Annotated in this window: 15 protein-coding genes; 12 read left to right on the top strand and 3 right to left on the bottom strand. The window is 71.4% G+C overall.

Annotation, left to right across the window (positions count from 1 at the left end):
• Positions 1 to 14 precede the first annotated feature (14 nt).
• The 5 genes from OG906_RS11830 (at position 15) to OG906_RS11850 (ending at position 3340) form a co-directional block, all read left to right on the top strand.
• Entirely contained in the window at positions 15 to 653 is a 639-nt protein-coding gene (locus OG906_RS11830; protein WP_329442361.1) for an AIM24 family protein, read from the top strand.
• Entirely contained in the window at positions 653 to 1303 is a 651-nt protein-coding gene (locus OG906_RS11835; RefSeq protein WP_267797987.1) for an AIM24 family protein, read from the top strand. The genes OG906_RS11830 and OG906_RS11835 overlap by 1 nt, the downstream gene beginning before the upstream one ends.
• Positions 1304 to 1314: 11 nt before the next feature.
• Positions 1315 to 2118 carry an AIM24 family protein gene (locus OG906_RS11840; RefSeq protein ID WP_267825773.1) on the top strand — a complete coding sequence of 268 codons (804 nt, stop codon included), beginning with the start codon at positions 1315 to 1317 and terminating at the stop codon, positions 2116 to 2118.
• A 69-nt stretch (positions 2119 to 2187) separates the two neighbouring features.
• Positions 2188 to 2664: a MarR family winged helix-turn-helix transcriptional regulator gene (locus OG906_RS11845; protein ID WP_053677716.1), complete on the top strand. Its 477-nt coding sequence runs from the start codon at positions 2188 to 2190 to the stop codon at positions 2662 to 2664.
• Between the two features lie 112 nt (positions 2665 to 2776).
• On the top strand, positions 2777 to 3340 hold the full coding sequence (locus tag OG906_RS11850) for a PepSY domain-containing protein (protein ID WP_329442363.1): 564 nt from the start codon (positions 2777 to 2779) through the stop codon (positions 3338 to 3340).
• 70 nt (positions 3341 to 3410) lie between these two features.
• Here the strand turns inward: OG906_RS11850 and OG906_RS43610 are convergent, their stop codons facing one another.
• Genes OG906_RS43610 through OG906_RS11860 form a run of 3 tightly spaced genes read right to left on the bottom strand, consistent with a single transcriptional unit; the run spans position 3411 to position 5738 of the window.
• On the bottom strand, positions 3411 to 3485 hold the full coding sequence (locus OG906_RS43610; protein WP_099895366.1) for a 50S ribosomal protein bL37: 75 nt from the start codon (positions 3483 to 3485) through the stop codon (positions 3411 to 3413).
• A gap of 52 nt (positions 3486 to 3537) precedes the next feature.
• Complete coding sequence (gene meaB / locus OG906_RS11855; RefSeq protein ID WP_267797990.1) at positions 3538 to 4518, bottom strand: methylmalonyl Co-A mutase-associated GTPase MeaB; 981 nt, start codon at positions 4516 to 4518, stop codon at positions 3538 to 3540.
• 11 nt (positions 4519 to 4529) lie between these two features.
• Positions 4530 to 5738 carry an acetyl-CoA C-acetyltransferase gene (locus tag OG906_RS11860; RefSeq protein WP_267797991.1) on the bottom strand — a complete coding sequence of 403 codons (1209 nt, stop codon included), beginning with the start codon at positions 5736 to 5738 and terminating at the stop codon, positions 4530 to 4532.
• Positions 5739 to 5884: 146 nt separating this feature from the next.
• Between OG906_RS11860 and mce the strand changes: the two genes are divergently transcribed.
• The 7 genes from mce (at position 5885) to OG906_RS11895 (ending at position 16753) form a co-directional block, all read left to right on the top strand.
• Complete coding sequence (mce, locus tag OG906_RS11865) at positions 5885 to 6325, top strand: methylmalonyl-CoA epimerase (protein WP_267797992.1); 441 nt, start codon at positions 5885 to 5887, stop codon at positions 6323 to 6325.
• Positions 6326 to 7017: 692 nt separating this feature from the next.
• Positions 7018 to 11553, top strand: a complete 4536-nt coding sequence (gene scy, locus OG906_RS11870; protein ID WP_329442368.1) for a polarized growth protein Scy — start codon at positions 7018 to 7020, stop codon at positions 11551 to 11553.
• A gap of 194 nt (positions 11554 to 11747) precedes the next feature.
• Positions 11748 to 12686 carry a cellulose-binding protein gene (locus OG906_RS11875; RefSeq protein ID WP_053677477.1) on the top strand — a complete coding sequence of 313 codons (939 nt, stop codon included), beginning with the start codon at positions 11748 to 11750 and terminating at the stop codon, positions 12684 to 12686.
• Between the two features lie 112 nt (positions 12687 to 12798).
• On the top strand, positions 12799 to 13821 hold the full coding sequence (locus OG906_RS11880; RefSeq protein WP_329442370.1) for an ABC transporter ATP-binding protein: 1023 nt from the start codon (positions 12799 to 12801) through the stop codon (positions 13819 to 13821).
• Between the two features lie 2 nt (positions 13822 to 13823).
• Positions 13824 to 14606 carry an ABC transporter permease subunit gene (locus OG906_RS11885; protein WP_267797995.1) on the top strand — a complete coding sequence of 261 codons (783 nt, stop codon included), beginning with the start codon at positions 13824 to 13826 and terminating at the stop codon, positions 14604 to 14606.
• A 210-nt stretch (positions 14607 to 14816) separates the two neighbouring features.
• A complete protein-coding gene (locus OG906_RS11890) occupies positions 14817 to 15929 on the top strand; it encodes an ABC transporter ATP-binding protein (RefSeq protein ID WP_329442373.1) in 1113 nt (370 codons plus the stop codon).
• Entirely contained in the window at positions 15926 to 16753 is an 828-nt protein-coding gene (locus tag OG906_RS11895) for an ABC transporter permease (RefSeq protein ID WP_329442375.1), read from the top strand. The genes OG906_RS11890 and OG906_RS11895 overlap by 4 nt, the downstream gene beginning before the upstream one ends.
• Positions 16754 to 16766: the final 13 nt, after the last annotated feature.

The following is a 16766-nucleotide window of genomic DNA, read 5'->3' on the forward strand; positions in this document are numbered from 1 at the left end:
GATAACGTCATCCCGTGGCTCAGTTCCGACTCCAAGGCAGCAAGGTGCTCGCCGTCGACCTGACCGGGGACGCCGTCAAAGCGAAAAACGGCTCCATGGTCGCGTACGACGGCCAGATGGCCTTCAAGAAGATGACCGGCGGTGGCGAAGGCCTCCGCGGGATGGTGACCCGCCGGCTGACCGGCGAACAGATGACGGTGATGGAGGTCCAGGGGCAGGGCACCTGCTTCTTCGCCGACCGCGCGAGCGAGATCAATCTGGTCCACCTGCGCGGCGAGAAGCTGCACGTCGAGGCCGGCAACCTGCTGTGCACCGACGCCGGTCTGCGCACCGGCACGACCTTCACCGGCCTGCGCGGCGCGACGTCGGGCAACGGCCTGTTCACCACGACCGTGGAGGGCTCCGGCCAGGCCGCGATCATGTCCGACGGTCCGGCGGTCGTGCTGCGCGTCAGCGCCCAGTACCCGCTGTCGGTCGACCCGGGCGCGTACGTCGCGCACACCGGGAACCTCCGGCAGTCCTTCCAGTCGGGCGTGAACTTCCGCACCCTGATCGGCGAGGGTTCGGGCGAGGCGTTCCAGATCCGCTTCGAGGGCGAGGGCCTGGTCTACGTGCAGCCCAGCGAGCGCAACACCATCGGGGGCGACGTCTGATGCCGTTCCGCGAGGTCAACTCCAAAATGGTCGAGGCGCAGGTCGTCCCGGGGCAGAAGATGTACAGCCAGCGCGGGGCGATGCTCGCGTACCGGGGCGAGGTCTCCTTCACCCCGAGCCTGACCGGTGGTCAGGGCGGGGTCATGGGCATGATCGGCCGTCGGGTGGCGAACGAACAGACGCCGCTGATGTCGGTCGAGGGCAGCGGCACCGTGATGTTCGGCCACGGCGGCCACCACATCCAGGTGATCAACCTGTCGGGCGAGACCCTGTACGTGGAGGCGGACCGGCTGCTCGCCTTCGACGGCACCCTCCAGCAGGGCACGATGTTCATGGGCGCGCAGGGCGGCGTCATGGGCATGGTCCGCGGTCAGGTGTCCGGCCAGGGCCTGTTCACCACCACCCTCAAGGGGCACGGCTCCGTGGCCGTCATGGCCCACGGCGGGGTCATCGAGCTGCCCATCACCCCGAACCGGCCGGTGCACGTCGACCCGCAGGCGTACGTCGCCCACCACGGGGACGTCAGGAACAAGCTCTCCACGGCGCTCGGCTGGCGCGACATGGTGGGGCGCGGCTCGGGCGAGGCGTTCCAGTTGGAGCTGTCGGGCCAGGGCGCGGTGTACGTACAGGCCTCGGAGGAGAAGCTGTGAACTTTGGCCCCGTGACCGGTGGACCGGGAGGTCCGACGGTCTTCGACCCGTACACGCTGCCCTCCGACGACAACGTGAACGCGTACACCTTCTGCGTGGAGCTCAAGGGGAGCCAGTGGTTCCTGCAGAAGGGCAAGATGATCTCGTACTACGGGAGCATCGAGTTCAACGGCATCGGCAACGGCCGCTTCGACCGGCTGCTGCGCACGAGCTTCCACTCGCCCCTGCACGCCGCGGACTGGGTGGTGGCCGAGGGTCAGGGCAAGATGCTGCTGGCCGACCGGGCCTTCGACGTGAACTCGTACGACCTGGACAAGGGCAACCTGACGATCCGGTCGGGCAACCTGCTGGCCTACCAGCCGACGCTGGCGCTGAAGCAGTCGATCGTGCCGGGCTTCCTGACGCTGATCGGAACCGGGAAGTTCGTGGCCGCGTCCAACGGGCCGGTGGTGTTCATGGAGCCGCCGCTGCGGGTGGACCCGCAGGCGCTGGTGGGCTGGGCGGACTGCCCCTCCCCCTGCCACCACTACGACCACGGGTACATGTCGGGCGTGATCGGCGGCCTGCGCTCGCTGACGGGCATCGGCGGTTCCTCGGGCGAGGAGCACCAGTTCGAGTTCGTGGGGGCGGGCACGGTGCTGCTCCAGTCGTCGGAGATGTTGATGGCGGAGCAGGCGGTCGGGGCGGTCGGCGCCGGCGCGGCGACGGGCAACGCGCAGGGTGTTCCCGGGGCCGGTCAGGGGCCGCTCGGTCAGATCGGCGTGCCGCGGATGCCCGGACAGCTGGGTGATCTGCAGAGGCGCTTCGGGCTGTGACCTCGTACTGCGATCGTCCTATTTTTGTACGCAATTCAACTTTTTAGGTAGAGTTCAGTCATGGAGACCATGGAGACCGAGACGGCCACGCGCTGGCTGACCGACGCCGAGCAGTGCGCCTGGCGCACCCACCTGGACGTCAGCAGGCTGCTGATGCACCAGCTGGAAAAGGATCTCCAGCCCTTCGGGCTCACCAACAACGACTACGAGATCCTCGTGAACCTCTCCGAGTCGGAGGGGCACCGGATGCGGATGAGCGACCTCGCGACCGCGACCCTGCAGTCCAAGAGCCGGCTCTCCCACCAGATCACCCGAATGGAGGCGGCCGGACTGGTCCGCCGGGTGAACTGCGAGTCCGACCGCCGCGGCCTGTTCGCGGTCCTCACGGACGAGGGCATGGAGACCATGCGCAAGGTCGCCCCGCACCACGTGGCGTCCGTGCGACAGCACTTCATCGACCTGCTGCCGCCGGCCGCCCTGGCGGCCTTGCGCGAATCCCTGCGCCCCGTGGCGGAGCACCTGCGGGACAACCGCGGCAAGGGCTGACGGCCCTCCCCGCGCCGGATTCTGCGATCGATCGCAGAATGGTCGATATCGCCCGCCGGTCCACCCGCCGAGCAACCGTAGGCGCCGGGGCCGGCCCGAGGAGGTACTGCCCATGAAGCGCAACGTGATCATCTCCGCGGCCGCGGCCGCCGCCCTGACGGTCGGCGGCCCGACCGCGGCGGCCCTCGCCGCCACCGGCGACACGGCCCGGACCACGACCACGGCCACCGCCGCCCGCGCCGACGTGACCGCAGAAAGCGCGAGCGCCGCGGCTCTCAAGCACCACCCGGGTGTCGTCGAGTCCCTCGACAAGGACGGCGCCGTCTGGCACGTCAACGTGATCGCCAAGAACGGCAAGAACACCGAGGTCGAGGTCGACTCCGCCGGCAAGGCCACCACCCGCGACACGGACGACGACAACGGCAAGGAGTACGCGCCCCTGATCGCCGCCAAGGTCGACGCCAAGAAGGCGATGGCCGCGGCCCTCGCCGCCAACAAGGGCGCCAAGGTCTGGTCCGTCGACTGGGACGATGACGACGACAACGGCAGCACCTACTGGGACATCGAGGTCAGGGCGAGCGACGGCTCGACCAAGCACGTCCACGTCGACCCCACGTCGGGGAAGGCCACCGCGTCCACGTCGGACTCGGGGGACGACAACGACGACGACAACTAGGTCGTCCCCTTCGCCCGGACACGACGAAGGCCGCGCCCCGGCTCGGGGGCGCGGCCCTCTTCGTGTGCGGTCAGGCGTTGGGACGCTTGCCGTGGTTCGCCTTCTTCTTCTTGCGGGCTCGCTTCTTGTTGCCGCGCTTCGCCATGACACCACTCCCTTACAGGGGATCCTTCGGGCCATTCCGGGCGATTGCCAGTTTAGGGTCGCCCCTGGGAGTCCGCATCGGTGAGCGTCGCCAGCAGGGCGTCCGAAGCCGCGTACGGGTCCAGCTCCCCCACGGCCACCCGGGCGGCGAGCGCGTCCAGACGCGCGTCCCCGTGCAGATCGGCCATCCGGGCACGCAGGGCCGTCACGGCGATGGTCTCCACCTCCCGGGCGGCGCGGGCCGTGCGCCGCTCGGCCAGCACACCGCGCTCGTCCATCCAGGCCCGGTGCTTCTCCAACGCCTCGACCAGTTCGTCGATGCCCTGGCCCCGCGCGGCGACCGTCTTGACGATCGGCGGCCGCCAGTCGCCCTTGCCCCGGGACTCCCCCAGGCTGAGCATGTGGTTCAGCTCCCGGGCGGTCGCGTCCGCGCCGTCCCGGTCGGCCTTGTTGACCACGTACACGTCGCCGATCTCCAGGATGCCCGCCTTCGCGGCCTGGATCCCGTCACCCATGCCGGGCGCCAGCAGCACCACCGAGGTGTCGGCCTGCGAGGCGATCTCCACCTCCGACTGCCCGACCCCGACCGTCTCGACCAGGATCACCTCGCACCCGGCCGCGTCCAGCACCCGGATCGCCTGCGGCGCCGCCCAGGCGAGACCGCCCAGGTGGCCGCGGGTGGCCATGGAGCGGATGTAGACCCCCGGGTCGGAGGCGTGGTCCGACATGCGCACCCGGTCGCCGAGCAGCGCGCCCCCGCTGAAGGGCGAGGACGGGTCCACGGCGAGCACCCCGACGCGCTTGCCGGCCTTGCGGTACGCCGAGACGAGCGCCGAGGTGGACGTGGACTTGCCCACGCCCGGAGAGCCCGTGAGTCCCACCACGTACGCCCCGCCGGTGAGCGGGGCCAGGGCGGCCATCACCTCGCGCAGGTGCGGGGACGCCCCCTCGACCAGTGAGATCAGCCGGGCCACGGCCCGGGGTCGGCCTTCTCGGGCCTGGGCCACCAGTGTGGGGACGTCCACCGTCGTCATCCTCGTGACACCTACGCCTTCGCGCCGGGCACGCGCACGATCAGGGCGTCGCCCTGGCCGCCGCCGCCACACAGGGCCGCCGCGCCGACACCGCCGCCGCGCCGGGCCAGCTCCAGGGCCAGGTGCAGCACGACCCGGGCGCCGGACATGCCGATCGGGTGCCCCAGGGCGATGGCGCCGCCGTTGACGTTCACCTTTTCCGGGGTCACGCCGAGGTCCTTCATTGACTGCACGGCGACCGCTGCGAAGGCCTCGTTGATCTCGATGAGGTCCAGGTCGGAGACCTCCAGGCCCTCCTTCTTCAGGGCGTGCAGGATGGCGTTCGACGGCTGCGACTGGAGCGAATTGTCCGGTCCCGCCACGTTGCCGTGCGCGCCGATCTCGGCGATCCACTCCAGGCCGAGCTCCTCCGCCTTGGCCTTGCTCATCACGACCACGGCGGCGGCGCCGTCGCTGATCTGCGAGGAGGTGCCGGCGGTGATGGTGCCGTCCTTGGTGAAGGCGGGGCGCAGCTTGCCGAGGGACTCGGCCGTGGTCTCGGCGCGGATGCCCTCGTCCTGCGAGAAGACCACCGGGTCGCCCTTGCGCTGCGGGATCTCGACCGGGGTGATCTCGGCCTCGAAGACGCCGTTCTTCTGCGCGGCGGCGGCCCGCTGGTGCGAGGACGCGGCGAACGCGTCCTGCGGGGCGCGCTCGATGCCCAGGCGGGTGTTGTGCTTCTCGGTGGACTCGCCCATCGCGATGTTCTCGAAGGCGTCGGTGAGGCCGTCGTAGGCCATCGCGTCGAGCATCTCGATGGCGCCGTACTTGAAGCCCTCGCGGGACTTCGGCAGCAGGTGCGGGGCGTTGGTCATCGACTCCTGGCCGCCCGCGACCACGATGTCGAACTCACCGGCGCGGATGAGCTGGTCGGCGAGCGCGATGGCGTCGAGCCCGGAGAGGCACACCTTGTTGATGGTGAGCGCGGGCACGTTCATGGGGATCCCGCCCTTGACGGCGGCCTGTCGGGCGGGAATCTGACCCGCGCCGGCCTGGAGCACCTGGCCCATGATCACGTACTGGACCTGGTCTCCGGAGATCCCGGCCCGCTCCAGCGCGGACTTGATCGCGAAGCCGCCGAGGTCGGCACCCGAGAAGGACTTCAGCGAGCCCAGCAGGCGCCCCATGGGCGTGCGGGCCCCTGCGACGATCACCGAAGTGGTGTTGTTCGTTCCGGACATGATGGCGGATCCCCTTTCAGCGGGGAAGCTGAGGAGTGAACGAGGGTTTACCTGAATGTACTGAGCAGTACCCGCGCAGTCACCGGCCAGTCGGTGTGATCGCTGGCACGTTGCGTGACGCCCCTCCCGAGCTGTGCACTGGTCCCATGCTGACAAGAATCGACCACATCGGGATCGCCTGCTTCGACCTCGACAAGACTGTCGAGTTCTACCGTGCCACGTACGGATTCGAGGTGTTCCACTCCGAGGTCAACGAGGAGCAGGGCGTCCGCGAGGCCATGCTCAAGATCAACGAGACCTCCGACGGGGGCGCCTCCTACCTCCAGCTCCTGGAGCCCACCAGGGAGGACTCCGCGGTCGGCAAGTGGCTCGCCAAGAACGGGGAGGGCGTCCATCACATCGCCTTCGGGACCGAGGACGTCGACGGCGACGCCGAGGCCATCCGCGGCAAGGGCGTCCGCGTCCTGTACGACCAGCCCCGCATCGGCTCCATGGGATCCCGGATCACCTTCCTGCACCCGAAGGACTGCCACGGCGTCCTGACCGAACTGGTCACCTCCGCCCCGGAGGCGGCGGAAGGTCACTAGGTCCTGTCGTCGAAGTGGCGCCGGTGGGGCCCGCGGTGTCCGGTGCTGTGCATCGCAAGGCGGAGGGGCGCCCGTGTACTGGACGTACTCGGGTGCCCCGACAACGCGGCGAGGTGCGGTACCGGGCGCCGCGGGCCAGGCGAGACTTTGACGACAGGGCCTAAGCCCTGTCGTCGGACGACCGGTCGTGACGCCTCGCGCGGAGGTTTGCGTTGCGTCATGCCTGCCGGCGCGCGACACGGTTCCGGAACGGCTGTTTCCGCTGCCGGGCGGGCCGAAGAAGGGGGTCGGCGGGTTCGGACACCGGCCCGGGGTCCGTGCGCGTGCGCGAACGCGGCGGCCGTCCCCGCGGCCGGCGGCCCGTCACCCGCCGGCGCCGGTGATCGACTGCGACCACCACCGGTCAGCTCGTCTGAAGATCTGTTCGTACCCACGGGTACACCCCGCTCCGCCCCTGCTGACAGGCGTTCTTCGGGCTCCCTGCCAGGCGATGCGCACCCAAGCGCACTGATGTCCCGTTTCTCCGGCCGGTAGAGTGGCCATGGCTCGGCCGGGGTTCGGTGCGGAGACGAGGTCGGGGCCTGTGAGCCCTGCCCCGGTATCTGACACCATTCCCCGGGGGCGTCGTTCAGCGGGCGAGCGATGCTCAATTGGGAGTGAGCTTGCGACCAGGGGACGGATGGGACCGCGCTGTGCGGGGCTACGAAAGCCAGGAGAGCCACCAGGCCGAGGTCGACCATCTCTCGCGCTTCGAAGCCGAGATGGAGCGGCTGAAGAAGGAGCGCGGGAAGGCCGTCCAGCACGCCGAGGACCTGGGCTACCAGGTCGAGGTGCTGCGCGCCAAGCTCCATGAGGTACGCCGCAATCTCGCGTCCCGCCCCGCCTACGACGGCGCGGACATGGGCTACCAGGCGGAGCAGCTGCTCCGCAATGCCCAGATCCAGGCCGACCAGATGCGCTCCGACGCCGAACGCGAGCTGCGCGACGCCCGGGCCCAGACCCAGCGGATCCTCCAGGAGCACGCCGAACACCAGGCACGCCTCCAGGCCGAACTGCACAGCGAGGCCGTCAACCGCCGCCAGCGCCTCGACCAGGAGCTGAACGAGCGCCGCCAGACCGTCGAGGCGCACGTCAACGAGAACGTCGCCTGGGCCGAGCAGTTGCGCGCCCGTACCGAGGCCCAGGCGCGCCGGCTCATGGAGGAGTCCCGCACCGAGGCCGAGCAGGCGCTGAACACCGCCCGCGCCGAGGCAGCCCGGCTCGCGGAGGAGGCCCGACGCCGGCTCACCGCCGACTCGGAGGCCGCCCGTACCGAGGCCGAGAGCACCCTGCTGCGGGCCCGCAAGGAGGCCGAGCGGCTGCTGACCGCCGCCTCCTCGCAGGCGCAGGAGGCCACCGAGCACGCCGAACGGCTGCGGAGCACCACCTCCGCCGAGGCCGAGCAGACCCGTCAGCAGACCATGGACCTCGGCCGCGTCGCGGAGTCCCGGGTCCAGGAGGCCGACTCCGCGCTGCGCACCGCGCGCGCCGAGGCGGAGACCCTCCTCGCGGAGGCCAAGGAGAGCGCCGCACGGCAGCTCGCCTCGGCGGAGTCCGTCAACGAGCAGCGCACCCGCACCGCGAAGGAGCAGGTCGCCCGGCTGGTCGGCGAGGCCACCAAGGAGGCCGAGGTCCTCAAGGGCGAGGCCGAACAGTTGCTGGCCGACGCCCGCGCCGACATGGAACGGCTGCGCGCCGAGGCCGGGGAGCAGGCCCGCGCCGCCGCCGCCGAGGACACGGCCGCTCAGCTGGCGAAGGCCGCCCGCACGGCCGAGGACGTACTGAACAAGGCCTCGGAGGACGCCCGGGCCACCACCCGCGCCGCGTCCGAGGAGGCCGAGCGGATCCGCCGCGAGGCGGAGGCCGAGGCCGACCGGCTGCGCGTGCAGGCCGCCGCCACGGCCGACGAACTCAAGGGCGCCGCGAAGGACGACACCGAGGAGTACCGGGCCCGTACGGTCGAACTCCAGGCGGACGCCCGCAGGCTGCGCGGCGAGGCCGAGCAGTTGCGCGCGGAGGCCGTCGCCGAGGGCGAGCGGATCCGCGGCGAGGCCCGCCGCGAGGCGGTCCAGCAGATCGAGGAGGCGGCCAGGACCGCCGAGGAGCTGCTGGGCAAGGCCAAGTCGGACGCGGACGAGCTGCGCGGCGGGGCGACCGCCGAGAGCGAGCGGGTCCGCGGCGAGGCCGTGGAGCGGGCCGGGACCCTGCGCCGGCAGGCCGAGGAGACCCTGGAGCGCACCCGCGCCGAGGCCGAGCGGCTGCGCGCCGAGGCCGAGGAGGAGGCGGAGTCCGTCCGCGCCGAGGCCGACGCGGCGGCGCGGGCCCGGCGCGAGGAGACCGAGCAGGCGCTGGCGGCGAAGCGGGCGGAGGCCGACGAGGAACTGGTCCGGCTCCACACGGACGCCGAGAACCGGCTGACCACGGCCGAGCAGACGCTGCGCGACGCCCGGACCTCGGCGGAGAACATCCGCCGGGAGACCACGGAGGAGAGCGACCGGCTGCGCGCCGAGGCGGCGGAGCGGATCCGTACCCTCCAGGCCCAGTCGGAGGCGGAGGCCGACCAACTGCGCACGGACGCGGCGGAGGACGCCGGCCGGGTGCGCGCGGAGGCCGAGCAGGTCGCGGTGCGGCTGCGCGGCGAGGCCGAGTCCGAGGCCGAACGGGTGCGTTCGGAGGCGCAGGAGACCGCCGACCGGCTGCGCGCGGAGGCCAAGGCCGCCGCCGAGCGGGTCGCCGCGGAGGCCGCGGAGGCGCTGGCCGCCGCGCAGGAGGAGGCCGCCCGGCGTCGCCGGGAGTCCGAGGAGACGCTGGCGTCCGCGCGCACCGACGCGGAGAACGAGCGGGCCCAGGCCCGCGAGCAGAGCGAGGAACTGCTGGCGCAGGCCCGCAAGCGCTCCGAGGAGGCACAGGCCGAGGCGGTCTGGCTGACCGAGGAGGCCGAGCGGCGCGCGTCCGAGGTCGTGTCGGCCGCGGAGACGACCGCCCAGCAGGTACGGGACGCCGTGGCCGGGCTGCACGAGCAGGCCGAGGAGGAGATCGTCGGGCTGCGCAGCGCGGCCGAACACTCCGCCGCGCGCACGAGGGACGAGGCCGAGGAAGAGGCCGGACGGGTCCGCGCCGACGCCCACGCGGAGCGCGAGCGGGCGTCCGAGGACGCCACCCGGCTGCGCACCGAGGCCCGGGTCGAGACGGACGCCGCGAAGGCCCTCGCGGAGCGCACGGTCGGCGACGCCATCGCCGAGGCCGAACAACTGCGCACCGACACGGCCGAGTACGCGCAGCGGTTGCGCACCGAGGCCACCGACGCGCTGGCTGCGGCGGAACGGGACGCGGCCCGGACCCGGGCGGACGCCCGGGACGACGCGAACCGGATCCGCGGCGAGGCCGCGGAGTCCCTGGACGCCTCCCGCGCCGAGGGCACCCGGATCGTCGACGAGGCCACGCGGCTGGCGGAACTGCACACCGAGGAGACCCGCGCGGCGAACGCCGCCACGGTCGAGGAGGCCGGCGAGCAGGCGGCCCGACTCACCTCCGAGGCCGAGGCCGCGGCCGACGCGACCCGCGCCGAGGCGGCGGGCACGCTGGACGAGGCCCGCTCCGAGGCCAACCGGCTGCGCAGCGAGGCCGCCGAGCAGGCGGACCGACTCGTCACCGAGGCGGCGTCGGAGGCGGACAGGCTCACCGAGGAGACCCTCGCGGCGAACGCGGCCACGGTCGGCGAAGCCGCGACGGAGGCCGAGCGGCTGCGCACCGAGGCGGCTCGGATCCTGGACGACGCACGCGCCGAGGGCGCCCGTCTGATCGGGGAAGCCGCGGCCGAGACCGAGCGCATGACGGTCGAGACGCGGGCGGCCAACGACCTCACGGTCGGCGAGGCGGCCGAGGAGGCCCGGCGGCTGCGCACCGAGGCGGCTCGGATCCTGGACGAGTCCCGCGAGGAGGGCGGCCGGATCATCGGCGAGGCCACCGCGGAGGCCGAGCGGGTCACCGAGGCGGCGAACGAGACGCTGGCGAGCGCCGAACGGGAATCCGAGCGGATGCTCGACGAGGCCCGCGAGGAGGCCAACAAGCGTCGCAGCGAGGCCGCCGAGCAGGTGGACCGGCTCATCACCGAGACCGCCGCCGAAGCGGAGAAGCTCACCGAGGAGACCCGCAAGGACAACGAGCGGACGGTCGGCGAGGCCGCCGCGGAGGCCGAACGCCTGCGCACGGAGGCCGCCGAGACCCTGTCCTCGGCGCAGGAGCACGCGACCCGTACCCGGTCGGAGGCCGAGCGCGTCAAGGCGGAGGCGGCGAGCGAGGCGGAGCGCACCCGCGCGCAGGCCCGTACGGAGTCCGAGCGGCTGCTGGACGAGGCCCGCGAGGAGGCCAACAAGCGTCGCAGCGAGGCCGCCGAGCAGGTGGACCGGCTCATCACGGAGTCCTCGGCGGAGGCGGAGAGGCTCACCACCGACGCGCAGCAGCAGGCCCTCGCCGCCACCACGGCGGCCGAGGAGCAGGCCGACGCGATGGTCGACGCGGCCCGCAAGGAGGCCGCACGGATCACCTCGGAGGCGACCGTCGAGGGCAACTCCACGGTGGAGAAGGCCCGTACGGACGCGAACGAGTTGCTGGTCGGGGCGCGTACGGACGCCGCCGCCATAAGGGAGCGGGCGGAGGAGCTGCGCGGCCGGGTCGAGTCCGAGGTCGAGGAACTGCACGAGCGGGCCCGCCGCGAGTCCGCGGAGCAGATGAAGTCCGCGGGCGAGCGCGTGGACAAGCTGGTGCGGGCGGCGACCGAGCAGAGCGTCGAGGCCGACAAGAAGGCCAAGGAGCTGGTGTCGGGGGCGAGCAGCGAGGCCGGCAAGGTCCGCATCGCCGCCGTGCGCAAGGCGGAGGCGCTGCTCAAGGAGGCCGAGCAGAAGAAGGCCGAGGTGACCCGCGAGGCCGAGAGGACCCTCGCCGAGGCGAAGGCGGAGGCCGAGCGTCTGGTCGACGAGGGCCGCCGCGAGCTGGAGGTCCTGGTGCGCCGGCGCGAGGACATTCAGGCGGAGATCTCCCGTGTCCAGGACGTTCTTGAGGCGTTGGAATCATTCGAGGCGCCTTCGGGCGGCGGAAAGCCGACGGTCGGCGGTCAGGGCGCGGGGGGCGTGAAGGCCGGAGCGGCAGCGGGTTCCACTCGTTCGAGTGGCAAGTCGTCAGAGAGCTAGTCAGCACATGAAGATGTGTGCTCCTGATGGAGGTTCAGGCGAACGGGTGACAAGCATTCTGTCGCCTTGCCACTCAAAAGGGGTGTCATTGTCCAGATCAAACGCGGATTGACTCGATGACACGCCGTCTGGGCGCCTAGGATTCCCCTAACACCTCACGTAGCACCTCATCGGTCTCATTCGACAGGAACCCCATGAGCGACACTTCCTCCCCCTTCGGCTTCGAGCTCGTGCGGCGTGGTTACGACCGCGGTCAGGTGGACGACCGCATTACCAAGCTGGTCTCCGACCGCGACAGCGCACTAGGACGTATCAACTCTCTGGAAAAGCGGATCGAGGAGCTGCACCTCGAAACGCAGAACGCCCAGGCGCAGGTGAGCGACGCGGAGCCGTCGTACGCCGGCCTCGGTGCCCGGGTCGAGAAGATCCTGCGACTGGCCGAGGAGGAGGCGAAGGACCTTCGCGAGGAGGCCCGTCGCGCGGCCGAGCAGCACCGCGAGCTGGCCGAGTCGGCCGCCCAGCAGGTGCGCAACGACGCCGAGTCGTTCGCCGCCGACCGGAAGTCGAAGGCGGAGGACGAGGGCGTCCGCATCGTCGAGAAGGCCAAGGGCGACTCCGCCACCCTGCGCTCCGAGGCCCAGAAGGACGCGGCCTCCAAGCGCGAGGAGGCCGACGCGCTCTTCGAGGAGACCCGCGCCAAGGCCGCCCAGGCCGCCGCGGACTTCGAGACCAACCTGGCCAAGCGCCGCGAGCAGTCCGAGCGCGACCTGGCCTCGCGTCAGGCCAAGGCGGAGAAGCGCCTCGCGGAGATCGAGCACCGCGCGGAGCAGCTGCGCCTGGAGGCGGAGAAGCTCCGTACCGACGCCGAGCGTCGCGCGCGTCAGACCGTGGAGACCGCGCAGCGTCAGGCCGAGGACATCGTCGCCGACGCCAACGCGAAGGCGGACCGGATCCGCAGCGAGTCCGAGCGCGAGCTGGCGGCGCTCACCAACCGCCGCGACTCGATCAACGCGCAGCTGACCAACGTCCGCGAGATGCTGGCGACGCTGACCGGTGCGGCCGTGGCCGCCGCCGGCTCCCCGATCGACGACGAGCCGGTCACGCGTGGAGTTCCGGCTCAGCAGAGCCGCTAGTACGGCACCGCGCGTAGGCGTCGTACGCCATTGCGCCGGACAGTTGGTACCGAGGGCCTTGTGTCACCTGTTTGAGGTGGCGTGGGGCCCTCTGCCGTTCTAGCGTGGCCGCATGATCGAGCTTGAGGGCCTCACCAAACGCTTCGGTGCGAAGACGGCAGTGGACAACCTCAGCTTCCAGGTCAGACCCGGGGTGGTGACCGGCTTCCTCGGCCCCAACGGGGCGGGGAAGTCGACGACGATGCGCATGATGCTCGACCTCGACAATCCGACCGCCGGGCGGGTACGGATCGACGGGAAGCGCTACCGGGACCTGCCGGAGCCGCTCACGCACATCGGGGCTCTGCTGGACGCGAAGGCCATGCACGGCGGACGCAGCGCGTACAACAACCTTCTCTGCCTGGCCCAGTCGAACCGGATCCCGAGGAGTCGGGTCTCCGAGGTGCTGGACCAGGTCGGACTGACGGCCGTGGCGCGGAAGAAGTCGAAAGGATTTTCGCTCGGCATGGGGCAGCGGCTTGGAATCGCCGCCGCACTGCTCGGTGATCCGGAGATCCTGATGTTCGACGAACCCGTCAATGGTCTGGACCCCGAGGGAATTCTCTGGATCAGGAATCTCATGAAAGCGCAGGCCGCCGAGGGGAGGACGATCTTCGTTTCCTCTCACCTGATGAGCGAAATGGCGCTGACCGCAGACCATTTGGTGGTCATCGGGCAGGGAAAGCTGCTCGCCGACTTGTCGATGGCCGATTTCATTCGGCAGAACTCACGGAGTTACGTGCGGGTGCGCTCGCCCCAGCAGGAGCGGCTGAAGGATCTCCTGCACGAGGAGGGCATCGACGCGATCTCCGTCCCGGCGACCGGAACGCTGGAGGTCGACGGTGTGGAATCGGAGCGACTCGGCGAGCTGGCGGCCCGGCACGGGGTCGTGTTGCACGAGCTCAGCCCACAGCGGGCGTCCCTGGAAGAGGCGTTCATGCGCATGACGGCGGACTCGGTCGAGTACCACGCCCACGCGGCGGGAGCACCCGGCACACCGCCCGGTCCCGGGCCGGCCGACGTGCTCCCCGACCCGCCCGGGTCCGGACCGGCCTGGGGCTCCTCGTATGACGCGGCGCAGCGGAAGGGGAAGTGATCATGGCTGATTTCCCCGCCGTCCTCGCGTCCGAGTGGACCAAGATCCGCACGGTGGCCTCGACCACCTGGACGCTCGTCGCCGCCCTCGTGGTCACGGTCGGCGTGAGCGCCGGGCTCTGCGCGTTCATCAACGCCTCGTTCGACGACATGCCTCCGCAGGAGCAGCTCACCTTCGACCCGACGCTGTCGGCCTTCGCCGGGATGGCCCTCGGCCAGCTCGCCATGATCGTCTTCGGGGTGCTGGTCGTCGGCACCGAGTACAGCTCGGGCATGATCCGCACCTCGCTCGCGGCCGTGCCGCGCCGCGGGAGCCTGCTGCTCGGCAAGCTCATCGTCGCCACCGCCCTGGCGCTGATCGTGGGCCTCGCGACGAGCTTCCTGTCCTTCTTCCTCGGGCAGGCCCTGCTGGGCGGGCGCAGCGTGGGGATCGGCGAGCCCGGCGTCCTGCGCGCGGTGATCGGTGCCGGGCTCTACATGGCCATGATCGCCCTGTTCTCCATGGGCGTGGCCACGATGCTGCGCAGTTCGATGCTCGCCCTGTGCGTGCTGATGCCGTTCTTCCTGATGATCTCCACCATCCTCGGGGCCGTCGAGGCGACCCGGAAGGTGGCCCGGTACTTCCCGGATCAGGCCGGCTCCCGGATCATGCAGGTCGTCCCGCCGGGTGCGGCGGGCGGGGACGCGCCGCCCTACGGGCCCTGGGGCGGCTTCGGGATCATGGCCCTGTGGACGCTGGCCGCCGTGCTCGCCGGGTTCCTGGTCCTCAGGAAGCGCGACGCGTGACGGAGGGGCCGGGCCCGGCCACCCCCGTGTGACGGACGAGTGCGGGCGGATGTCCGTCCCGAGACGGACGTCCGCCGTACTACGGGGGATCTTCGGGTTGGTCTCAGGGGCACCTCAGGGATGACGGCCGAGACGGAACCGTAGGAGACTGGATATCCTCTTAACCCTTACACGGGCGAGAGTCGTACCGGCCTGCTAAGGGGCAGAACCATGATCGAGGCAGTCGGCCTGACCAAGCGCTTCGGCGCGAAGACCGCCGTCGACCAGCTGTCCTTCCAGGTCAGGCCAGGTCACGTCACCGGATTCCTGGGGCCCAACGGCTCCGGCAAGTCCACCACCATGCGCATGATCGTCGGGCTGGACAGGCCTACTTCCGGCCATATCACCATCAGCGGGATGTCGTTCCGCGACCTGCCCAACGCGCAACGTCACGTCGGCGCGCTCCTCGACGCGAAGGCCATGCACGGGGGCCGTCGCGCCCGAACCCACCTCTTGGCCGTCGCCCAGCTCTCCGGCATCCCGGAGAAGCGGGTGGACGAGGTCCTGGCCGTGGTGGGCCTCCAGGACGCGGCCCGACAGCGCACCAAGGGCTTCTCCCTCGGCATGGGCCAGCGGCTCGGCATCGCCACCGCCCTGCTCGGCGATCCCCGGGTACTGCTCTTCGACGAGCCCGTCAACGGTCTGGACCCCGAGGGCATCCTGTGGGTGCGCACGCTCATGCGCCGGCTCGCCGCCGAGGGCCGTACGGTCCTGGTCTCCTCGCACCTGATGAGCGAGATGGCGCTGACCGCCGACCACCTGATCGTGATCGGCCGGGGGCGGCTGTTGGCCGACATGGGCACCCAGGAGTTCATCACGCACAACTCGGCCGGATTCGCTCGGGTGCGCGCGGCCGAGACCGATCGGGTTGGCCGGGACACGCTCGGTGAAGCCTTCCGCAAGGCCGGTGGTCGGGTGCTCCAGGAGTCCGACGGCGCCCTCCGGGTGACCGGGCTGGACCTGCCGCAGTTGTCCGACCTCGCGCACGAGGCGGGCGTACGGCTGTGGGAGCTGTCACCGCACCGGGCCTCGCTGGAGGAGGCGTACATGCGGATGACCCAGTCCTCCGTCCAGTACACCTCCACCGACGACCCCCGGGCCGAGCTGTGGGAACCGGAGCCGCTGAGCGTGCCGGAGCGGGAGGCGGACGCGGCCCACGAGGTGCCGCAGAACGGGTTCTACGCGCCCCCGCCGCCCGGCGCGGACGCGCGGCCCTTCCTGATGCCCGGCAACCCCGGCGAGCTCGCCGGCGCCACCCAGAGCAACCCCGAGGACACCCGATGACCGGCCCGACCGCGACCGCCCCCACCGTGCCCGGTGCGCCGCACGACGACACCCGGCCGCACGTCGGGCACGCGGTGGCCTCGGAGTGGACCAAGCTGACCTCGGTGCGCTCGACGATCTGGGCCCTCGGGTCGCTGGTCGTGATCGTCGTCGGCATCGGGTTGCTCTTCGTGTCCCAGACCGCGGACCAGGACTACGTCGCGATGCCGTTCACCACCCCGGCGCTGTTCGGCCTGCTGGTCGGCCAGCTCGCGGTGATCGTGCTGGGCGTCCTGACCATCACCTCCGAGCACGGCACCGGCCTGGTCCGCACCACCTTCACCGCCGCCCCCGACCGGCACCGGGTGCTCACCGCGAAGTACCTCGTCTTCAGTGCCACGGCCCTGGCGGCGACGGTCGGCTCGGTCTTCGTGGTGGCCGCCGCCGCGATGGCCGTGCACAACGGACCCGCCGCCGGGCCGCACACCTTCGGGGAGTGGAGCGGCGCGCTCGTCGGCTGCCTCTACGTCACGCTGCTCGGGGTGCTCGCCCTCGCGATCGGGGCGATGGTCCGGCACTCCGCCGGGGCGATCACCCTGATGCTCGGCCTGGTCACGCTGCCGCCGGTGATCGGCGGGATGCTCAGCTACTGGGAGGCCTCGGCCCGGATCGGGGAGATCGTCCTCCAGTACAACGTGCCGGTGGCGATGATGCAGTTGTTCGGCATGCCGACGGGCAACGACACGAGGGTGCCCGGCGACCTGCCCCAGATGCTGCTGCTCCTGCTGGTGACCGGCGCCGCGGTGACGGCCTCGTACGTGATCGTCGACCGCCGGGACGTCTGACGCGTCCGACCGG

It is taken from the genome of Streptomyces sp. NBC_01426, from assembly GCF_036231985.1.
GTDB lineage: Bacteria > Actinomycetota > Actinomycetes > Streptomycetales > Streptomycetaceae > Streptomyces.